Here is a 17,047-nt window from a genome sequence, read left to right as displayed (position 1 = left end):
CCGCGGCATGGGAATGCGTCGTATACGGCGCATTCATTTCGTGGGTATAGGCGGTGCCGGTATGTGCGGTATTGCAGAAGTATTGGCCAACCAGGGATACGCCGTCAGCGGCAGTGACCTCAAGGAGAGTGCGGTCGTTGCCCACCTCCGCGATGTGGGAATCAATGTTGCCATAGGCCATGATGCCAGTCATGTGGAGCACGCGGACGTCGTAGTGGTTTCCACGGCCGTCGACGCTGCCAATCCCGAAATACGCTGGGCTCACGAACATCGTGTACCAGTAGTAAGACGTGCCGAGATGCTGGCTGAATTGATGCGTTTCCGGCATGGGATCGCCGTTGCGGGCACTCACGGCAAGACTACCACGACCAGTATCGTGGCGACGTTGCTTGGCGAAGGCGGGTTGGACCCAACATTCGTGATCGGTGGCAAGTTGACCAGCGCGGGGACCAATGCACGTCTTGGTGAAGGCGATCTGTTAGTCGCGGAAGCCGATGAATCGGATGCCTCTTTTCTGCATCTGCAACCGATGGTCTCGATCGTCACCAATATCGATGCCGACCATATGTCGACGTATGGCGGTGATTTCGAGCGGTTGAGAAGTACGTTTCTCGAGTTTCTCCATAATCTTCCGTTTTATGGTCTGGCCATTCTGTGCGTCGATGATGAGCATGTCCGCGACATGCTCGATCAGGTGCATCGACAATTCGTGACCTATGGTTTTAGTGCTGATGCCGATTATCGGATCGTTGAGTTTTCTCAGAAAGGTGGAGGAGTGCATTTTACGGCGCTACGGCCGGATGGTCAGGCGCCTCTGGATGTGAATCTAGCCATGCCGGGGCGCCATAATGCCTTGAATGCAATGGCGGCAATCGCCGTCGCGAGCGACGCCGGTGTGTCCGATACAGCGATCCTCAAAGGACTTGCGAGCTTTGCCGGCGTTGGACGCCGTTTCCAGGTGCACGGTCACTATCCGGCGCCTCAAGGGGATGGCGACATCATGCTCGTCGATGATTACGGTCATCATCCTCGGGAAGTGGAAATGGTGATTCAGGCGGTGCGTGCCGGATGGCCCGAACGCCGGTTGGTCATGGTGTATCAGCCGCACCGCTTTACCCGGACGCGTGACCTTTATGAAGAGTTCGTGCGTGTTTTGTCCGGCGTCGATGCTCTGTTGCTATTGGATGTCTACAGTGCCGGGGAAGCACCGATCACCGGCGCGGAAGGCCGTACTCTGGCAGGGTCGATTCGCCAGCGCGGCCAGGTGGATCCGCTGTTCGTTGAAGAGAAAGGTGCATTACCCGATTTGCTCTCGACCCTGTTGCATCCCGGTGACATCCTCATTACGCAGGGCGCTGGAGATATTGGAGGGATCTCCATGCGCTTGGCGGAGAGTCGCTTGAATCTCGCAGAGGTGGAGCTATGAATCTGGGACGAGAGCCTGGTGAATACGGTCGTGTCGTGGTTCTCTATGGCGGCGATTCCGCTGAGCGGGAAGTCTCATTGATCAGTGGCGCGGCAATTCTTGCGGCGTTATGGCGGCAGGGAGTCGACGCTCAAGGGTACGATCTGGCGGAAGGCGGGTTGGTTGGCCTCGAGACCATGCGTCCGGATCGAGTCTTTATCGCTCTGCATGGTGGTGATGGAGAAGACGGCACCCTGCAAGGCGCCCTGGAGTTACTGAAGATTCCCTATACCGGGAGTGGGGTTCTGGCGTCGGCGCTGGGTATGGATAAGCAGCGCACGAAGATGCTGTGGCATGCCTGGAACCTGCCGACGCCGGAAAGCATTACGCTCGGGGAACACTCCGATTGGCGTGATGTTTGTGAGCGCCTTGGGTTGCCCTTGATCGTCAAGCCTGTTCATGAAGGTTCGACGCTCGGGATTACCATTGTCGATAACGTGGAAGCGTTGAAATCAGCCTATCAGGAGGCGGCTCGCTTCGATGCCAATGTCATGGCGGAGCGGTTTATCGAAGGTGATGAATATACCGTGTCGTTATTGGGAGACAAGGTCCTGCCGGCGATTCGCGTCGAGGTGCCGAGCGGTTTCTATGATTATGAGGCCAAATATCATTCCAACGAGACACTCTACCATTTGCCATGCGGCTTGCCTCCGGCGGAGGAAAACGTACTGGGCGAGCTATGTCGTGAGGCGTTTGCCGTCATCGGCGGTCGTGGATGGGGGCGTGTCGATGTGATGCGCGATGCCAACGGCAGTTTCTGGCTTCTCGAGGTCAATACCGTTCCGGGAATGACGGATCATAGCCTGGTGCCTCAATCGGCGGCTCATGCCGGTATGGATTTCGATGCCTTGGTCATGCAGATTCTCGATACCTCGATGGGCGCTTGATTCATTATGCGGGGCTCATGGTTGGGAATCGTATTGTTGGTCGTGCTACTGGGTGCCGGTGGACGAGCGTTGTGGGTGTGGCTGGATCGCCCCATAGAACGAGTATCGGTCGGTGGTGATCTCCAGTATGTGAGTGCCAGCTATCTGCAGAACCACATGGCCCCATTGATGCGTGGCAAGACATGGTTGTCCGTGGATTTGGGGGACCTGCGACATCGCGCCAAACGGATAGGTTGGTTGGCGGAAGTCAGCGTGTCTCGAGAATGGCCCAATGCGTTGCGCTTCGAATTGGTGGAGCAACGCCCCGTGGCTCGATGGAACGATGACGAGTTGCTCAATGAAGAGGGCGAGCCCTTCGATATTGGGCAGGTGACTCCTCCCGATGGTTTACCGGATCTTGCGGGCCCGGATGATAGTGGCAAGGAGGTGCTGAATTATCTTGAAAAACTACAGGGGCGTTTCGATACGTTGGGCGTTGAAGTGACCCAGTTGAGGTTGGAAGCAAGGGGGGCGTGGCGACTTCAACTCGATGATAGTGTCTGGATCATGTTGGGGCGAAATGATCGTGATGCCAGGTTGGCGAGATTGACCGCGGCATGGCAACGTCAATTGGGTAGTCAGGCGTCGCAAATTCGCTACATAGATCTCCGCTATCCTAATGGTGTTGCCGTTGCCTGGCATGGTGAGACGGATACCGACTCGTTGAATGGTGATGAAGGTTCATGAGTCGTTTTTTGGATACATCCCCCGTCAAATAGGCTTTTCGGGTGTTCCTTTTTGGTAAAAATCCCCGTATTCTGACGAATGATTTACATCAGGGCTGGTTAATCGGCGCAAGTTGTTCCTATAATTGGTCCAAGGTGTTATTACGTCCTTATACGGACATTCGATATAGACGAGTATTAAGGAGTCTTCCCGGCCCATGGCAGTTCAATCCGATGCGTCGAATATGGTAGTCGGGCTGGATATCGGAACATCCAAAGTCGTGGCGATCGTTGGACAAGCCACAGATGATGGAAGTATCGAAATTGCTGGTATCGGCTCGCATCCATCTCGAGGCATGAAAAAAGGAGTTGTGATCAATATCGAGTCGACTGTGCAGTCTATCCAGCGCGCAGTCGAAGAAGCGGAATTGATGGCCGGTTGTGATATCCATTCTGTCTATGTCGGGATCGCCGGGAGTCATATCAGTTCCATGAATTCCGATGGCGTTGTCGCCATCAAGGAACGAGAGGTCACTACTTCGGATATTGATCGAGTCATTGATTCAGCGCGTGCAAGAGCCATCTCGGAAGGGCAACGTGTTCTGCATGTGTTACCCCAGGAATTTGCCATCGACAACCAGGAAGGAATTCGTGAGCCACTCGGCATGTCCGGGGTTCGGCTCGAGGCACGTGTTCATTTGGTGACAGCCGCGCTCAATGCAGTGCAGAACATCGAGAAGTGCGTGAGGCGTTGTGGGCTTGAAGTCGATGCGATTATTCTGGAGCAACTGGCGTCCAGCCATGCGGTCTTGACTGAAGATGAGCGCGAGCTGGGAGTCTGCGTCGTCGATATCGGTGGCGGCACAACGGACATTGCTGTGTTCACCGAGGGTGCCATTCGGCATACGGCTGTCATCCCGATTGCCGGGGATCAAGTGACCAATGATATTGCCATGGCGCTACGAACACCAACGCAGTACGCCGAAGATATTAAAGTTAAATATGCCTGTGCTCTTACACAGTTGGCATCCAGTGACGAGATGATCAAAGTGCCCAGTGTAGGTGACCGGCCGGCAAGGGATTTGTCCCGTCAGGCATTGGCCGAAGTGGTGGAGCCTCGTTATGAAGAGCTCTTTACGCTGGTTCGCGAAGAGCTCAGGCGAAGCGGTTATGAAGATTTGGTAGCGGCGGGTGTCGTCTTGACAGGCGGCACTTCTCGTATGGAAGGCGTGGTCGAGTTGGCAGAAGAAATCTTTCATATGCCGGTTCGTATCGCCTTTCCATACAATGTCAGAGGCTTGGCTGATGTCGTGCGTAATCCGATTTATTCAACGGGAGTCGGTTTGCTACATTATGGTATGCGTGAAGCCAGGCTCGGGCATGGTCGCCAGGGGCAGGGGAAATTGGTTTCGGCCCAGCCGAAAGGGGAGGACGTCTCCCGGCGTGGATTCAAGGACGGTATTCCGGCGCTGGACAAGATCAAGGGCTGGTTCAAAGGAAATTTCTGACAAGGGCCGCTAACGGTCCCAGGAGACGGGGTTATGTTCGAACTGGTAGATAACGCACCCTCAAGCAGTGCGGTCATTAAAGTGGTCGGTGTCGGTGGCGGTGGTGGTAATGCCGTCAACCACATGGTCGAGAGCAACATTGAAGGTGTAGAGTTCGTCTGCGCCAACACTGATGCGCAAGCTCTCAAACGCGTCACTGCCAAGACCGTTCTCCAATTGGGCAGTGACATCACCAAAGGACTTGGCGCCGGGGCAAATCCCGATGTAGGTCGGCAAGCGGCAATGGAAGATCGTGACCGAATTGCCGAACTTATCGAGGGTGCCGACATGGTGTTCATCACTGCCGGTATGGGGGGAGGTACCGGGACAGGAGGTGCGCCGATCGTTGCACAGGTAGCCAAGGAGCTGGGGATCCTGACAGTGGCCGTCGTGACCCGGCCGTTCCCGTTCGAGGGACCCAAGCGCATGCGTGCTGCCGAAGAAGGCATGAAAGAGCTTTCCGAACATGTCGACTCCCTGATCACTATTCCCAATGAGAAGCTGCTCGCCGTGTTGGGCAAGAATGCCAGCTTGTTGGGGGCTTTCAGTGCGGCCAATGACGTGTTGCTCGGTGCCGTTCAGGGAATCGCCGAGTTGATCACCAGCCCGGGTATCATCAACGTTGACTTTGCGGATGTGCGAACCGTCATGTCCGAGATGGGAATGGCCATGATGGGAACCGGCGGAGCCACCGGTGAGAACCGCGCTCGGGAAGCTGCCGAGAAGGCCATCCGCAGTCCCCTGTTGGAGGATATCGACTTGCACGGCGCACGCGGTATTCTGGTCAATATCACCGCCGGGCCGGACCTGTCCATTGGTGAATTCAATGACGTCGGGGCGACGGTCCAGGAGTTCGCTTCTCAAGATGCCACTATCGTCGTGGGAACCTCCATCGATATGGAAATGTCGGACGAGCTTCGGGTGACCGTTGTCGCTGCCGGTTTGGAAGGTAATCAGCAGAAGGCAGCACCGCGTGAGACAGCAGCCGCGCGTCCCGATACCTCCGACTATCGCAAGCTTCAGCAACAGCCCGCGGTCATGCGGCAGCAGTCCGCGAAAGCCGAGCAGCAGGAAAATGCTGCGCGTAGTCGATCGGATAGCCGCAAATCCCAGGAGCTTGATGATTACTTGGATATCCCCGCCTTTCTCCGTCGCCAGGCTGATTGAGCCTGGCTATCACGGCAATGAAAGGCGCGCGTTGCAATGACAATTTGTTGTCACCCCTGTTCAGTGTTATAGTGAACGGTGTTTGATAATGAATGGCTGCCTGGCAATTGCCCATGATACGACAACGAACTCTTAAGAATACCATTCGTGCAACCGGCGTTGGGTTGCATTCGGGAGAAAAGGTCTACCTCACGTTGAGGCCGGCACCTGCCAATGCTGGTATCATCTTCGTGCGTACCGATCTGGACCCGATGGTACATATCGCTGCTCGAGCCGAGAACGTCACTGATACGATGCTATGCACAGCGCTTTCTCAAGGGGGAGCGAAGGTGGCAACGGTTGAGCACCTCATGTCGGCGCTCGCCGGTCTTGGTATCGATAATGCTTACGTCGATGTCAGTGCTCCGGAAGTACCCATCATGGATGGCAGTGCCGGTCCTTTTGTGTTCCTGATTCAATCGGCTGGCATCACCGAGCAGGATGCTCCCAAGAAGTTCATTCGTATCAAACGGAAAATTGCCGTTCAGGAAGATGACAAAGAGGCTGTATTTCTCCCTCATGAAGGCTTCAAGGTCTCTTTTGCCATCGATTTCGATCACCCTGTCATCGAATTACAGAAGCAGAGAGCCGTTGTCGACTTCTCCACGACCTCTTTCGTTAGAGAGGTTTCTCGGGCGAGAACCTTTGGTTTCATGAGAGATCTCGAATTTTTGCGTTCTCATAATCTGGCTCTAGGTGGCAGCCTGGACAATGCGATCGTGGTAGATGATTACCGGATCGTGAATGAAGGTGGTCTGCGTTATGACGATGAGTTCGTCAAACATAAAGTGCTGGATGCCATCGGCGATCTTTACCAACTCGGTTTCAGCCTGATTGGCGAGTTTCGTGGTGTCAAATCCGGCCACGCGCTTAACAACCAGCTCTGTCGTGCCTTGCTTCAGCAGCCCGACGCTTGGGAAATCGTGACGTTTGAAGACGAAACCGAAGACGTGCCGATTTCATATGCGGCACCTGCCATGGCATAGAGCGGTTTGGCCCCGTTATGGATTAGAAACGCTGCCCTCCCAGGAAGGCAGCGTTTTCGTTTGATCGTCGAGGATTCCGGCCGGCGTTGGTTGTGTCGTTATTCCTGTCTTTCGGCATGTGATGCCAAGCGCTCAAGCGCCTTTTTCAAGCGGGGATTGTCAGTGTCAGCTGCGCAACTCGATAATTCATCGGCTGCCTTGCTGGGGAGTCTGCGATGTTGACGTTGAGGCACCTTGGGCGGGTGAACCGGACGAACCTTGAACGCGAGTCCCGTCACACTCTCCAATTCCGGCAAGCGATGGAGTATGCCGAGCAAATGAGATTGCTGGAATCGAAGCCATGTCAGCCAGGCGGCCTTGTCCGTGATAATGGTCAGTTTTCCTTGGTGATAGCCTCCGACATACACATGCTCCTGCATGTCGCCTGGCAAGGCGCGACGCAATTCACCTTGCGCCCGTTCGAGCAATGAAGCGGCTCGTATCAGATGGCCAAGCTCGCTGCTACCGCTAAGTAGCGAGTTGATGGACTGGGCGCGGAAACGCTTAACCTTTATACTCATTAGCTTGTTCTGCAAGGCCGGTGAAACTGGCTGATACCATAGCACGAACGGGAATATGTCAACAGTTATGTACCATACCAGGACCGCGACAGACGATACTGCACAGGCTGCTGCAGGAGTGTCGCCACGTGGGGTGATTACTCGCTGGTGGCTGGCAGGGCTGTTGGTAGGGTGCTTACTGCCAGCCACATTGCTGAATGCCGAACCGGGAAGATCGGTCGAGCGTGTGGTACAGATCTGCTTGTTGACGCCCAGTGTCATTCGAGCTCGTAGCCGCAACATCGCACATCGTCGGCGTTGTTATCCGCGGGTGCCCATGCCTACCCCTGTGCGTATCAAGCTCGTTCCCTGGCGGTTAGTAAAGCGCCTTCCCGCAGCGGCTTACGATGTCCTGGCGTGCCGAGGTCCCCCCGTACCGACCGATACATGCGTTTCGATATCCTGACACCCTTGATTACATCAGCGCAGGTAGCATGGTAGCTACGATCGTCTCGAAACGGTCATGCTGCGCTTTGGCAAAATTGGACACTCCATGCTGAATACGTTGCTACGTAAAGTCGTCGGTACGAAAAATGACCGTGAAGTGAAGCGTCTGGGAAAGATAGTATCTCAGGTCAACGCTCTGGAAACCCAGATGGAAGCTCTCGATGATGAAGCGTTGACGGCGCAAACCGCCGTGTTTCGCGAACGTCTCGCGGGTGGCGAGAGCTTGGATAAACTGTTGCCTGAGGCGTTTGCGACTGTTCGCGAAGCCAGTAAACGCGCTATGGGCATGCGTCACTTCGATGTGCAGTTGATAGGCGGGCTGGCACTCCATCGCGGTCGAATTGCCGAGATGAAGACCGGTGAAGGCAAGACGCTGGTTGCGACGCTTGCCGTCTATCTGAATGCGCTCTCGGGCAAGGGCGTGCATGTCGTGACCGTCAATGATTACCTGGCAAGCCGCGATGCCGAGTGGATGCGGCCGCTTTATGAACTGCTCGGTTTGAGCGTGGGTACGATCTACTCGGGACAAACCTCGGCACAGAAGCGTGCCGCCTATGCGTGCGACATCACTTATGGCACCAATAATGAGTTCGGGTTCGATTATCTGCGCGACAATATGGCGTTTTCACTGGAAGACAAGGTCCAGCGGGAATTGCATTACGCCATTGTCGATGAGGTTGATTCGATACTGATCGATGAGGCGCGCACCCCACTGATCATCTCCGGGCCGGTCGAGGAAAATACCGAGCTATACAAGGTAATTGACCGCCTGGCGAAAGACGTCCAGCAGTGCAGTGATCCGGAGGACCCGACATCGGGAGACTTCACGCTTGATGAAAAGCACAAGCAAGTGGAGTTGACCGAACAAGGGCATAACAAGGTCGAGTCACTGATGCGGGAACAAGGGCTTTTGGCCGAGGAGGACTCGCTGTATGCGGCCAAGAACCTCAACCTGCTGCAGCATATGCATTCGGCACTGCGTGCCCGTCACCTTTATCAACGTGATGTGGATTACATCGTCAATGACGATCAGGTCGTGATCGTCGACGAGCATACCGGGCGTACGATGCCGGGGCGCCGCTGGTCCGAAGGGTTGCACCAGGCCGTAGAAGCCAAGGAAGGCGTGACCGTGCAACGTGAGAGCCAGACGTTGGCCTCGACCACATTCCAGAATTATTTCCGCTTGTATGAGAAATTGGCCGGGATGACCGGCACGGCGGATACCGAGGCCTTCGAATTTCGTCAGATTTATGGCCTTGACGTCATGGTGATTCCTACCAACAAGCCGATGATTCGTGATGACCTGAATGACTTGGTCTATCTCAGCGAGGAAGAGAAATTCGAGGCGATTATTGCCGATGTGAAGTCGCAGACTGAGTCAGGGCGTCCGGTGTTGGTCGGTACGGCTTCCATCGAGAGCTCCGAACGCCTGGCGGACATGATGAAGCGCGAGGGCATGAGCTTCAATGTACTTAATGCCAAGCAGCATCAGCAGGAAGCCGAAGTCATTGCGCAGGCGGGACGTCCAGGTGCAATTACCATCGCGACCAACATGGCGGGTCGCGGAACGGATATTGTCCTGGGGGGCAACTGGGAAGCCGAGGTCGCCAAACTCGACGACCCCGATCAAGAGCAGATCGATGCCATCAAGGTGGCATGGCAAGAACGTCATGACGCGGTGCTTCGTGCGGGTGGGTTGTACGTGGTCGGCTCCGAGCGGCATGAGTCACGACGGATCGATAATCAATTGCGAGGCCGCGCTGGACGTCAGGGAGACCCGGGCTCGACCCGTTTCTTCCTTTCGCTTGAAGATAACCTGATGCGCTTGTTCGGGTCCGAGCGCGTTCAGAAAATGATGGGAGCGTTAGGCCTCGAGCGCGGTGAGGCTATCGAGCACAGGATGGTGTCCAATGCTGTCGAGCGTGCGCAGAAAAAGGTGGAAGGTCGGAACTTCGATATTCGTAAACAGTTGCTCGAATACGATGACGTAGCCAATGACCAGCGTCGTGTCATCTATGAACAACGCAATGAAATTCTAGCGGCTGATGATGTCTCCGCTAACGTCATGGGAATACGTGAGGAGGTCCTCGACGAGGCGATCAGTAGTTTCGTGCCGCCGCAAAGCTTGCCGGAATTATGGGATCTCAGAGGTCTGCAGGATCATCTGAAATCCGAATTCAATCTGGATGTTCCTGTCGTGCAGTGGGCCGAGGAGGATGAGCACTTCCACGAAGAGCAGCTCCGTGAGCGTTTGCAGACCCAGCATCGTGAAGCTTACGCCGCGAAGGTCGAGGCTGTCGGCGAGGAATTGATGCGCCGCTTCGAAAAGCAAGTCATGCTTCAGGTACTCGATACACGCTGGAAAGAGCATCTGCAATCCATGGATCATTTGCGGCGCGGTATTCATCTGCGCGGTTACGCTCAGAAAAATCCCAAGCAAGAGTACAAGCGGGAAGCATTCGAACTCTTCCAGCAACTGCTGGTGAATATCAAATCCGATGTGACACGAATTCTCAGCCATGTGCAGGTACGTCGCCGCGAGGAAGTCGAGGAACTCGAGCGTCAACGACGCGAATCGCTCGAGCGAGAAAAAGCGACGGCGGCATCCAGACATGATGAACAGCCGTCGACTGAATCCAATGAAGATGACAAGCGGATTCTGCCGCCGGGAGTTGATGGGCGTCCATTGCGTCGTGAGGGCCCCAAGATCGGTCGTAACGACCCCTGCACTTGTGGGTCTGGCAAGAAATACAAGCAGTGTTGTGGCAAATTGAGCTAGGGAGATGACATCATGGCGGTGGGAACTGTGCCTTTTCCAGCTATGCCGGCTATCGACGGCATCCGGTTGGGTACGGCTATGGCGGGAATCAAACAGGCCAACCGCCGTGATCTGGTGGTGGTCGAGATCGCGCCGGACGCCAGTGTTGCCGGTACGTTCACGCGTAATGCGTTCTGTGCGGCGCCGGTGCATGTCGCCAAGGATCATATGGCGATTTGCCAAACCCGAGGCACGTCACCGCGATACTTGTTGATCAATACCGGCAATGCCAATGCAGGGACTGGTATCGCCGGTAGACGTGATGCGGAATCCTGTTGTCAGGAACTGGCGCGCCTCGGAGAAGTCGATCCGGCAATGGTACTGCCGTTTTCGACCGGAGTCATCGGTGAACCGTTGCCGATGGACCGCTTGCTGGCTGCACTGCCGGAAGCGGTCGGGGCTCTGGATGATAACGGATGGCAGCAAGCTGCCGACGGGATCTTGACTACCGATACGCGGCCCAAGGGTGTGACGGTCAGTATCGAGATCGATGGTCAGCCGGTCACCCTCAATGGGATTGCCAAGGGGTCCGGCATGATTCAGCCCGACATGGCGACCATGCTGGCGTTTGTCACGACGGATGCCTGCATCGAGCAACCTCGGTTATCCGAGTGGCTTGGCTCGGGTGTTCAGCGTTCGTTCAACAGCATCACGGTGGACAGTGATACTTCCACGAACGATGCCTGCCTGCTCGTGGCAACGGGGCGTGGTGCCCGCATTGATGGCGATGCTGCGATCCAGCGTTTTCGCAACGCGCTCGATGAGGTGTTGATATCTCTGGCTCAGCAGATCATCCGGGATGCGGAAGGCGCGACAAAATTCGTCACGCTGGATGTCAGCGAAGCGCGGACGGAACAGGAAGCGCGGGATGTGGCCTTCACCGTTGCGCATTCTCCGTTGGTCAAGACGGCGCTTTACGCTTGTGATGCCAACTGGGGGCGCATTCTGGCCGCTGTTGGTCGTGCCCCGGTCGAAGCATTCGATGTCGATCTTGTGCGTATCGATCTTGGCGATGTCCGGTTGGTTGAAAAGGGAGGGCGAGCCCCCGGCTATACGGAAGAGGCTGGAAGCGCCGTGATGGCCGAGGAGGAAATCACCATCCGCATTCGGCTGGGGCGTGGTGATGCCGGTACGACAGTATGGACGTCGGATCTGTCTCACGAATATGTATCGATCAACGCTGACTATCGCAGTTGATCGCATTGAATAGTCGGTATCATGTGGGAAAGGGTTCAATGGAGACAATGGTAAAGAGAAGGGTGCATGTGGCGGCGGCCGCCATGATCAGTCGCGACGGTCGACAAGTATTGATTGCCCGTCGACCATCGACTGTTGATCAGGGTGGTCTGTGGGAATTTCCCGGAGGCAAGCTGGCGCCCTACGAAACGGGATTCGAAGCGTTGAAACGCGAACTCCATGAAGAGTTGGGCGTCGAGATACAACGTGCCCAGCCACTGATCCGGGTGCACCACGAATACCCCGACAAGCATGTTCTGATGGATGTCTGGCAGGTCCGGGAGTATGCCGGCGAGCCGTTTGGCCGCGAGGGGCAAGCCGTTCGCTGGGTCAGGCTGGATGAGCTTTTCAATTATCCCTTCCCGGCGGCAAATATGCCGATCCTGCGTGCCGTGATGTTGCCCACCGAGTATCTGATTACGGCTGAAGAAGCGGACGATGCCACTTTCATGTCCAAGCTCGAACGTGCCTTGAGTGAGGATGCGGTGCGGTTGGTTCAACTGCGTGCCAAGACACTGGAGAATGATGCGTTCGTATCGAGAGCGAAAAAGGCACTGGAACTATGCCGTCGTTACGAGGCTCGGTTGCTGCTCAATGGCGATCCCAGGCTGCTCGACGAGGTCGATGCTGACGGAATTCATTTGACCAGCGAGCAGTTGATGTCATTGGAGCGGCGCCCTGTCCCCGAAGACAAATGGCTTGCCGCATCGACGCATGATCAGGCGCAACTGGAACAGGCGGGGCGTATCGGCTGTGATTTTGTCACCCTCTCGCCGTTACGAACTACGCCGACCCATCCGGATGTCTATCCCATGGGGTGGCATGATTTCCAGCAACTGGTTGAGCGTGCCGCGATGCCGGTATTCGCCCTGGGTGGGATGACGCGTCATGATGCCGATCATGCGCGTGGCGTTGGTGCGCAAGGCATCGCCTCCATTCGGGATTTCTGGAAATCCTGCCGATAAGCGGACGTACGGGCTGCGACATACTCGTCAGGGTGTCCTGACGATGCTAGAGGCATGCGTTGTTGCAGTCCGTACATCGGCCGCTCAGTCCCGGTACCGTCTTGTCAGGTCGCCATAAGCATCGATACGACGATCGCGCAGGTAGGGCCACAGGCGGCGGGTATGTTCACTGTGAGTCAGGTCAATATCGACAATCAGTGTTGTATCTTCTTCCCCGGCATGAGCGAGCATTTCTCCTTGGGGACCGCATATGAAACTGCCACCCCAGAAATCGATACCATCACTGACACCCGAGAGGTCGGGCTCATGGCCGATACGGTTCGCTACCATGACCGGCATGCCGTTGGCGACGCCATGAGAACGTTGGATCAAGGTCCAGGCATCTTTCTGGCGGACTTTTTCTGCATCGTCATCAGGTGGATGCCAACCGATGGCCGTGGGATACAATAATAGATCGGCGCCGGCCAATGCCATCAGGCGTGCGGCTTCCGGATACCATTGATCCCAGCATACCAAAACACCCAATCGGCCGACCGATGTATCGATGGGATGGAAGCCCTGGCCATCGTCGTGGTCTCCAGGCGTGAAATAGAATTTTTCATAGAATCCAGGGTCATCGGGAATATGCATCTTGCGATAGTGGCCAATACGTCCCCGCTGACGATCGTAGACGACCGCGGTATTGTGATAGATGCCTGGAGCTCGACGCTCGAATACAGAGCCCACGAGGACAATGTCGAGTTCCGCTGCCAGAGCCGCCAACCAACTGCCGGTCGGTCCATCCAGCGGCTCGGCCAATTCGAACAACTCTGTATCCTCGTACTGGCAGAAATAGTGCGTGGCGTGCAATTCCTGCAGGAGAACCAATTGGGCGCCATCAGAAGCCAACTGGCGTATGCCAGCTTCACTCGCTGCCAGGCTTCTTGATTTGTCGGGCCAGGCGGCTTGTTGAACCAGTCCCGCTGTCAATGTCGTCGTCATCGCTTCCTACCTTCAAGTAATGATGGAATTCATGGTGACAGATTGAGACTGCCGCACGGTAGTTGCATGGTCAGACAGTGTAGACTTCCATGCTGACGTATGACGGTGCGACAGTCGATGGGAATGATATCGCGGGCAGGAAATGCATTTTGCAATGCCTGGATTGCATGTTGGTCCGCGGCATCACCATAAGCGGGTACCAGCACGGCACCGTTGATGATCAAGAAGTTGGCGTAGGTCGCCGGTAGTCGATGACCGTCTTCCGGATCCCGACAGGGAGATGGCCAGGGCAACGGAATCAGTCGGTAGGGAGTGCCATCGGGTTGTCGCATGGCACGCAGCTCGGCTTCCATCGCAGCCAGTTCAGGATAATGGCTGTCACTTTGGTCCTCGCAACGGACATAGGCAATAGTCCCGTGATCGCAGAAACGTGCAAGGGTATCGATATGGCTATCCGTGTCATCCCCCTCGAGATGGCCGTGTTCCAGCCAAAGAAATCGTTCGATTCCCAAGTCCCGACGCAATTGCTTTTCGATATCGGTTTGCTCCCACTGCCGGTTGCGGTTGGGGTTGAGCAGGCAGGCTCGGGTGGTTAACAGTGTGCCTTGACCGTCGGTGTCGATCGCTCCTCCTTCCAGTACCAAGGAGCGGGTCTCTACCGTGGCAGAAAACGCGCCCTGGTCGACCAGTCGGCGAGTCAACGTGTTGTCGAGAGACGCGGGAAACTTGCCACCCCAGCCAGTGAAGGTGTAATCCAGCAGGTGGGGATGGCCCTCTCGTGCCACGGCGATCGGCCCATGATCGCGAGCCCAGGTATCATCGCTGGGTGCGACATAAAGCCGCAGTCGCTGCGTATCGATCCCCATTTGAGTGAAAGTGGTCAGCAGACGTTGCCGGGTGCCGCCGTCCGCCACGCTGATCAGTACATGCTGATAGCGGGCAATGACCGCCACGAGCGTCTCCAGCGTTGCTTCGAGTCGACTCAACAGCGGTGCCCAGTCGCTTTCGGGATGCGGCCAGGTCAACTGTATTGCATCTTGAGGGTACCATTCGGGGAACAAGCAGTTAGCCATGAAGGTCTCTGATCGGTATGCTCTTGGCGGGTCCAGGCCGTTGGCAGGAAAAGCAATGTAAAACCGATGCCGGTAGAAAACAAGCTGGCCGGTTATCTGCAACGATGATGTGCCCGTTGGTAAAAAAACGTACCATGAGCGCCCGCTGACAAGGAACCGAATGCGATGCTCGATCGTCTGCCATTCATGCTAGGCCTGCGTTACGTCAGAGCCAAGCGCCGCAATCATTTCATTTCTTTCATTTCATTGACCTCGATGCTGGGGCTGACACTGGGCGTGGCGGTATTGATCCTGGTGTTATCCGTCATGAACGGTTTCGATCACGAACTGCGCACCCGGATACTCGGCATGGTACCTCATACCAAGATCGAGAAGTCGGGAGGTCTGGAGGACTGGCAAGGCCTGGCAGATCGTTTGACGGAACGGGAGCGCGTCATTGGCGCGGCTCCGTACGTCGAACAGCAGGGCATGTTCTCTGTTGGAGGGCGTAATGAAGGCGCCATGGTCAATGGTATCGAGCCCTCCCGTGAAAGTGACGTGTCGATCATCGACGAGCACATGGTCGAGGGAACTCTGGACGACCTTGAGTCTGGCGAGTGGCACGTCGTCCTGGGAAGCATGCTGGCACGCAACCTGGGGGTCGGGGTCGGTGACCAGGTCACGTTGTTGGTACCCGAGGCCTCGATCACGCCAGCCGGCGTTTTCCCTCGGCTGAAGCGCTTCACGGTGAGTGGCATATTCAGTGTCGGCGCCGATCTCGATGGGAATCTGGCCTACGCCAACATTGAGGATATGCAGCGTCTGGCGCGCTTGGGAGAGGCCGTCGAAGGTGTTCGGCTGGAGCTTGATGATCTGTTTGCAGCCAGTGACGAGACGCAGGCGATCATCAATGAATTGGGGTCCGATTTCCGTGGCCTGGACTGGACATACACTCGTGGCAACCTGTTCGAAGCCATTGCCATGGAGAAGCGCATGATCGGGCTCCTGCTGACGGTCATCATTGCAGTGGCGGCTTTCAATATCGTGTCGACACTGGTCATGGTGGTGACCGACAAGCACGCCGACATTGCCATATTGAGAACGATCGGCGCGACCCCGCGTTCGATCATGGGAATCTTCATCGTTCAGGGATTGGCGATCGGTTTCATCGGGATTCTCGCCGGCGTCGTGCTGGGTATCGCCCTCGCCCTGGGGATTTCGGATGTTATCGGCTGGGTGGAGAGCGTGCTGAATATCCAGTTCCTGAATGCCAACGTCTATTTCATCAGTGACTTGCCGTCGCGTCTCAATTGGGCGGATGTCGGCAATATCGTTGCTGCCGCGGTAACGTTGACGTTCCTGTCGACACTGTATCCGGCCTGGCGCGCCTCACGAGTCCAGCCTGCGGAGGTGTTGCGTTATGAATGAGGAGACGGCAATGGACGGTCGGAAATCCCGGGAATCCACAAGCGGTAACGATGTGCTCTTGTGCTGTCGTGGGTTAACGCGAACTTACCGGGAAGGGCCGCGGGACCTGACGGTACTGAATGCGCTGGAACTCGATGTCAGTGCAGGTGAACGGGTCGCTATCGTTGGCAGCTCGGGTTCCGGTAAAACGACGCTACTCAATCTGCTCGGTGGCCTGGACAAACCCTCCGGCGGCGACGTGTGGGTTGCCGGCCAGGCACTTTCCGAACTCAATGATGCGGCATTGGGGCGCTTCAGGAATCGGCACATCGGCTTCGTGTATCAGTTCCATCATCTACTGGCAGAACTGACGGCTCTGGAAAATGCTGCCCTGCCATTGATCATCCGGGGACAAAAACGTGCCCAGGCGCAGTCACGTGCCATGGAAATCCTCGGGCGAGTCGGGATGGGGGATCGTGCTGACCACAAGCCAGGTGAACTTTCCGGCGGTGAGCGGCAACGTGTCGCCATTGCACGTGCATTGGTCACCGATCCCAGCTTGGTCCTGATGGATGAACCGACCGGCAATCTCGACCAGTCCACTGCGGCAAATATCCTGGCCCTGATGGACGAGCTGGCAGATACCACGGCATGTGCGTTTGTGGTCGTAACGCATGACATGGCCCTGGCCAATCATCAAGACCGCGTCATGCAGCTGGATGATGGCCACCTCACAACGGCTTGACG

At 56.2% G+C, this 17,047-nt stretch carries 14 protein-coding genes; 11 read left to right on the top strand and 3 right to left on the bottom strand.

Going from position 1 to position 17,047, the window contains the following annotated elements; translation table 11 throughout:
• The first annotated feature begins 7 nt into the window (after positions 1-7).
• The 6 genes from murC (at position 8) to lpxC (ending at position 6,795) form a co-directional block, all read left to right on the top strand.
• Positions 8-1,426, top strand: a complete 1,419-nt coding sequence (gene murC, locus BLW01_RS00725; RefSeq protein WP_229806367.1) for a UDP-N-acetylmuramate--L-alanine ligase — start codon at positions 8-10, stop codon at positions 1,424-1,426.
• Positions 1,423-2,352, top strand: coding sequence for a D-alanine--D-alanine ligase (locus BLW01_RS00720; RefSeq protein ID WP_092567578.1), 930 nt, complete (start codon positions 1,423-1,425; stop codon positions 2,350-2,352). The genes murC and BLW01_RS00720 overlap by 4 nt, the downstream gene beginning before the upstream one ends.
• 6 nt (positions 2,353-2,358) lie before the next feature.
• Positions 2,359-3,078, top strand: coding sequence for a cell division protein FtsQ/DivIB (locus BLW01_RS00715; protein ID WP_092567577.1), 720 nt, complete (start codon positions 2,359-2,361; stop codon positions 3,076-3,078).
• A gap of 196 nt (positions 3,079-3,274) precedes the next feature.
• Positions 3,275-4,564, top strand: coding sequence for a cell division protein FtsA (gene ftsA / locus BLW01_RS00710; protein WP_092567576.1), 1,290 nt, complete (start codon positions 3,275-3,277; stop codon positions 4,562-4,564).
• A gap of 33 nt (positions 4,565-4,597) precedes the next feature.
• The gene (gene ftsZ / locus BLW01_RS00705) at positions 4,598-5,770 is read left to right on the top strand and encodes a cell division protein FtsZ (protein ID WP_092567575.1); all 1,173 of its coding nucleotides are present in this window, start codon (positions 4,598-4,600) and stop codon (positions 5,768-5,770) included.
• A 113-nt stretch (positions 5,771-5,883) separates the two neighbouring features.
• Positions 5,884-6,795 (top strand): UDP-3-O-acyl-N-acetylglucosamine deacetylase, encoded by a 912-nt coding sequence (gene lpxC / locus BLW01_RS00700; protein WP_092568064.1) that lies wholly within the window; start codon positions 5,884-5,886, stop codon positions 6,793-6,795.
• Between the two features lie 98 nt (positions 6,796-6,893).
• Here the strand turns inward: lpxC and BLW01_RS00695 are convergent, their stop codons facing one another.
• Positions 6,894-7,355, bottom strand: coding sequence for a DUF721 domain-containing protein (locus BLW01_RS00695; protein WP_092567574.1), 462 nt, complete (start codon positions 7,353-7,355; stop codon positions 6,894-6,896).
• A 532-nt stretch (positions 7,356-7,887) separates the two neighbouring features.
• Between BLW01_RS00695 and secA the strand changes: the two genes are divergently transcribed.
• Genes secA through BLW01_RS00675 form a run of 3 tightly spaced genes read left to right on the top strand, consistent with a single transcriptional unit; the run spans position 7,888 to position 12,860 of the window.
• The gene (secA, locus tag BLW01_RS00685) at positions 7,888-10,620 is read left to right on the top strand and encodes a preprotein translocase subunit SecA (RefSeq protein ID WP_092568062.1); all 2,733 of its coding nucleotides are present in this window, start codon (positions 7,888-7,890) and stop codon (positions 10,618-10,620) included.
• A 12-nt stretch (positions 10,621-10,632) separates the two neighbouring features.
• Positions 10,633-11,856 carry a bifunctional glutamate N-acetyltransferase/amino-acid acetyltransferase ArgJ gene (gene argJ / locus BLW01_RS00680; protein WP_092567573.1) on the top strand — a complete coding sequence of 408 codons (1,224 nt, stop codon included), beginning with the start codon at positions 10,633-10,635 and terminating at the stop codon, positions 11,854-11,856.
• A 47-nt stretch (positions 11,857-11,903) separates the two neighbouring features.
• Complete coding sequence (locus BLW01_RS00675) at positions 11,904-12,860, top strand: Nudix family hydrolase (RefSeq protein WP_092567572.1); 957 nt, start codon at positions 11,904-11,906, stop codon at positions 12,858-12,860.
• An 84-nt stretch (positions 12,861-12,944) separates the two neighbouring features.
• On the opposite strand, the gene BLW01_RS00670 is transcribed toward BLW01_RS00675, so the two are convergent.
• Both BLW01_RS00670 and BLW01_RS00665 read right to left on the bottom strand, forming a co-directional pair.
• Positions 12,945-13,841, bottom strand: coding sequence for a carbon-nitrogen hydrolase (locus BLW01_RS00670; RefSeq protein WP_092567571.1), 897 nt, complete (start codon positions 13,839-13,841; stop codon positions 12,945-12,947).
• A gap of 29 nt (positions 13,842-13,870) precedes the next feature.
• On the bottom strand, positions 13,871-14,914 hold the full coding sequence (locus BLW01_RS00665; protein ID WP_092567570.1) for an agmatine deiminase family protein: 1,044 nt from the start codon (positions 14,912-14,914) through the stop codon (positions 13,871-13,873).
• Positions 14,915-15,079: 165 nt separating this feature from the next.
• Between BLW01_RS00665 and BLW01_RS00660 the strand changes: the two genes are divergently transcribed.
• Both BLW01_RS00660 and BLW01_RS00655 read left to right on the top strand, forming a co-directional pair.
• Positions 15,080-16,321, top strand: coding sequence for a lipoprotein-releasing ABC transporter permease subunit (locus BLW01_RS00660; RefSeq protein WP_092567569.1), 1,242 nt, complete (start codon positions 15,080-15,082; stop codon positions 16,319-16,321).
• A 10-nt stretch (positions 16,322-16,331) separates the two neighbouring features.
• The gene (locus BLW01_RS00655) at positions 16,332-17,045 is read left to right on the top strand and encodes an ABC transporter ATP-binding protein (RefSeq protein WP_229806344.1); all 714 of its coding nucleotides are present in this window, start codon (positions 16,332-16,334) and stop codon (positions 17,043-17,045) included.
• Positions 17,046-17,047 lie beyond the last annotated feature (2 nt).

The sequence above is a fragment of the Aidingimonas halophila genome (genome assembly GCF_900106955.1).
Classification (GTDB): domain Bacteria; phylum Pseudomonadota; class Gammaproteobacteria; order Pseudomonadales; family Halomonadaceae; genus Aidingimonas; species Aidingimonas halophila.
Note: the sequence above shows the minus strand (reverse complement) of the source record. Positions and strands in the feature narration are given on the sequence as shown.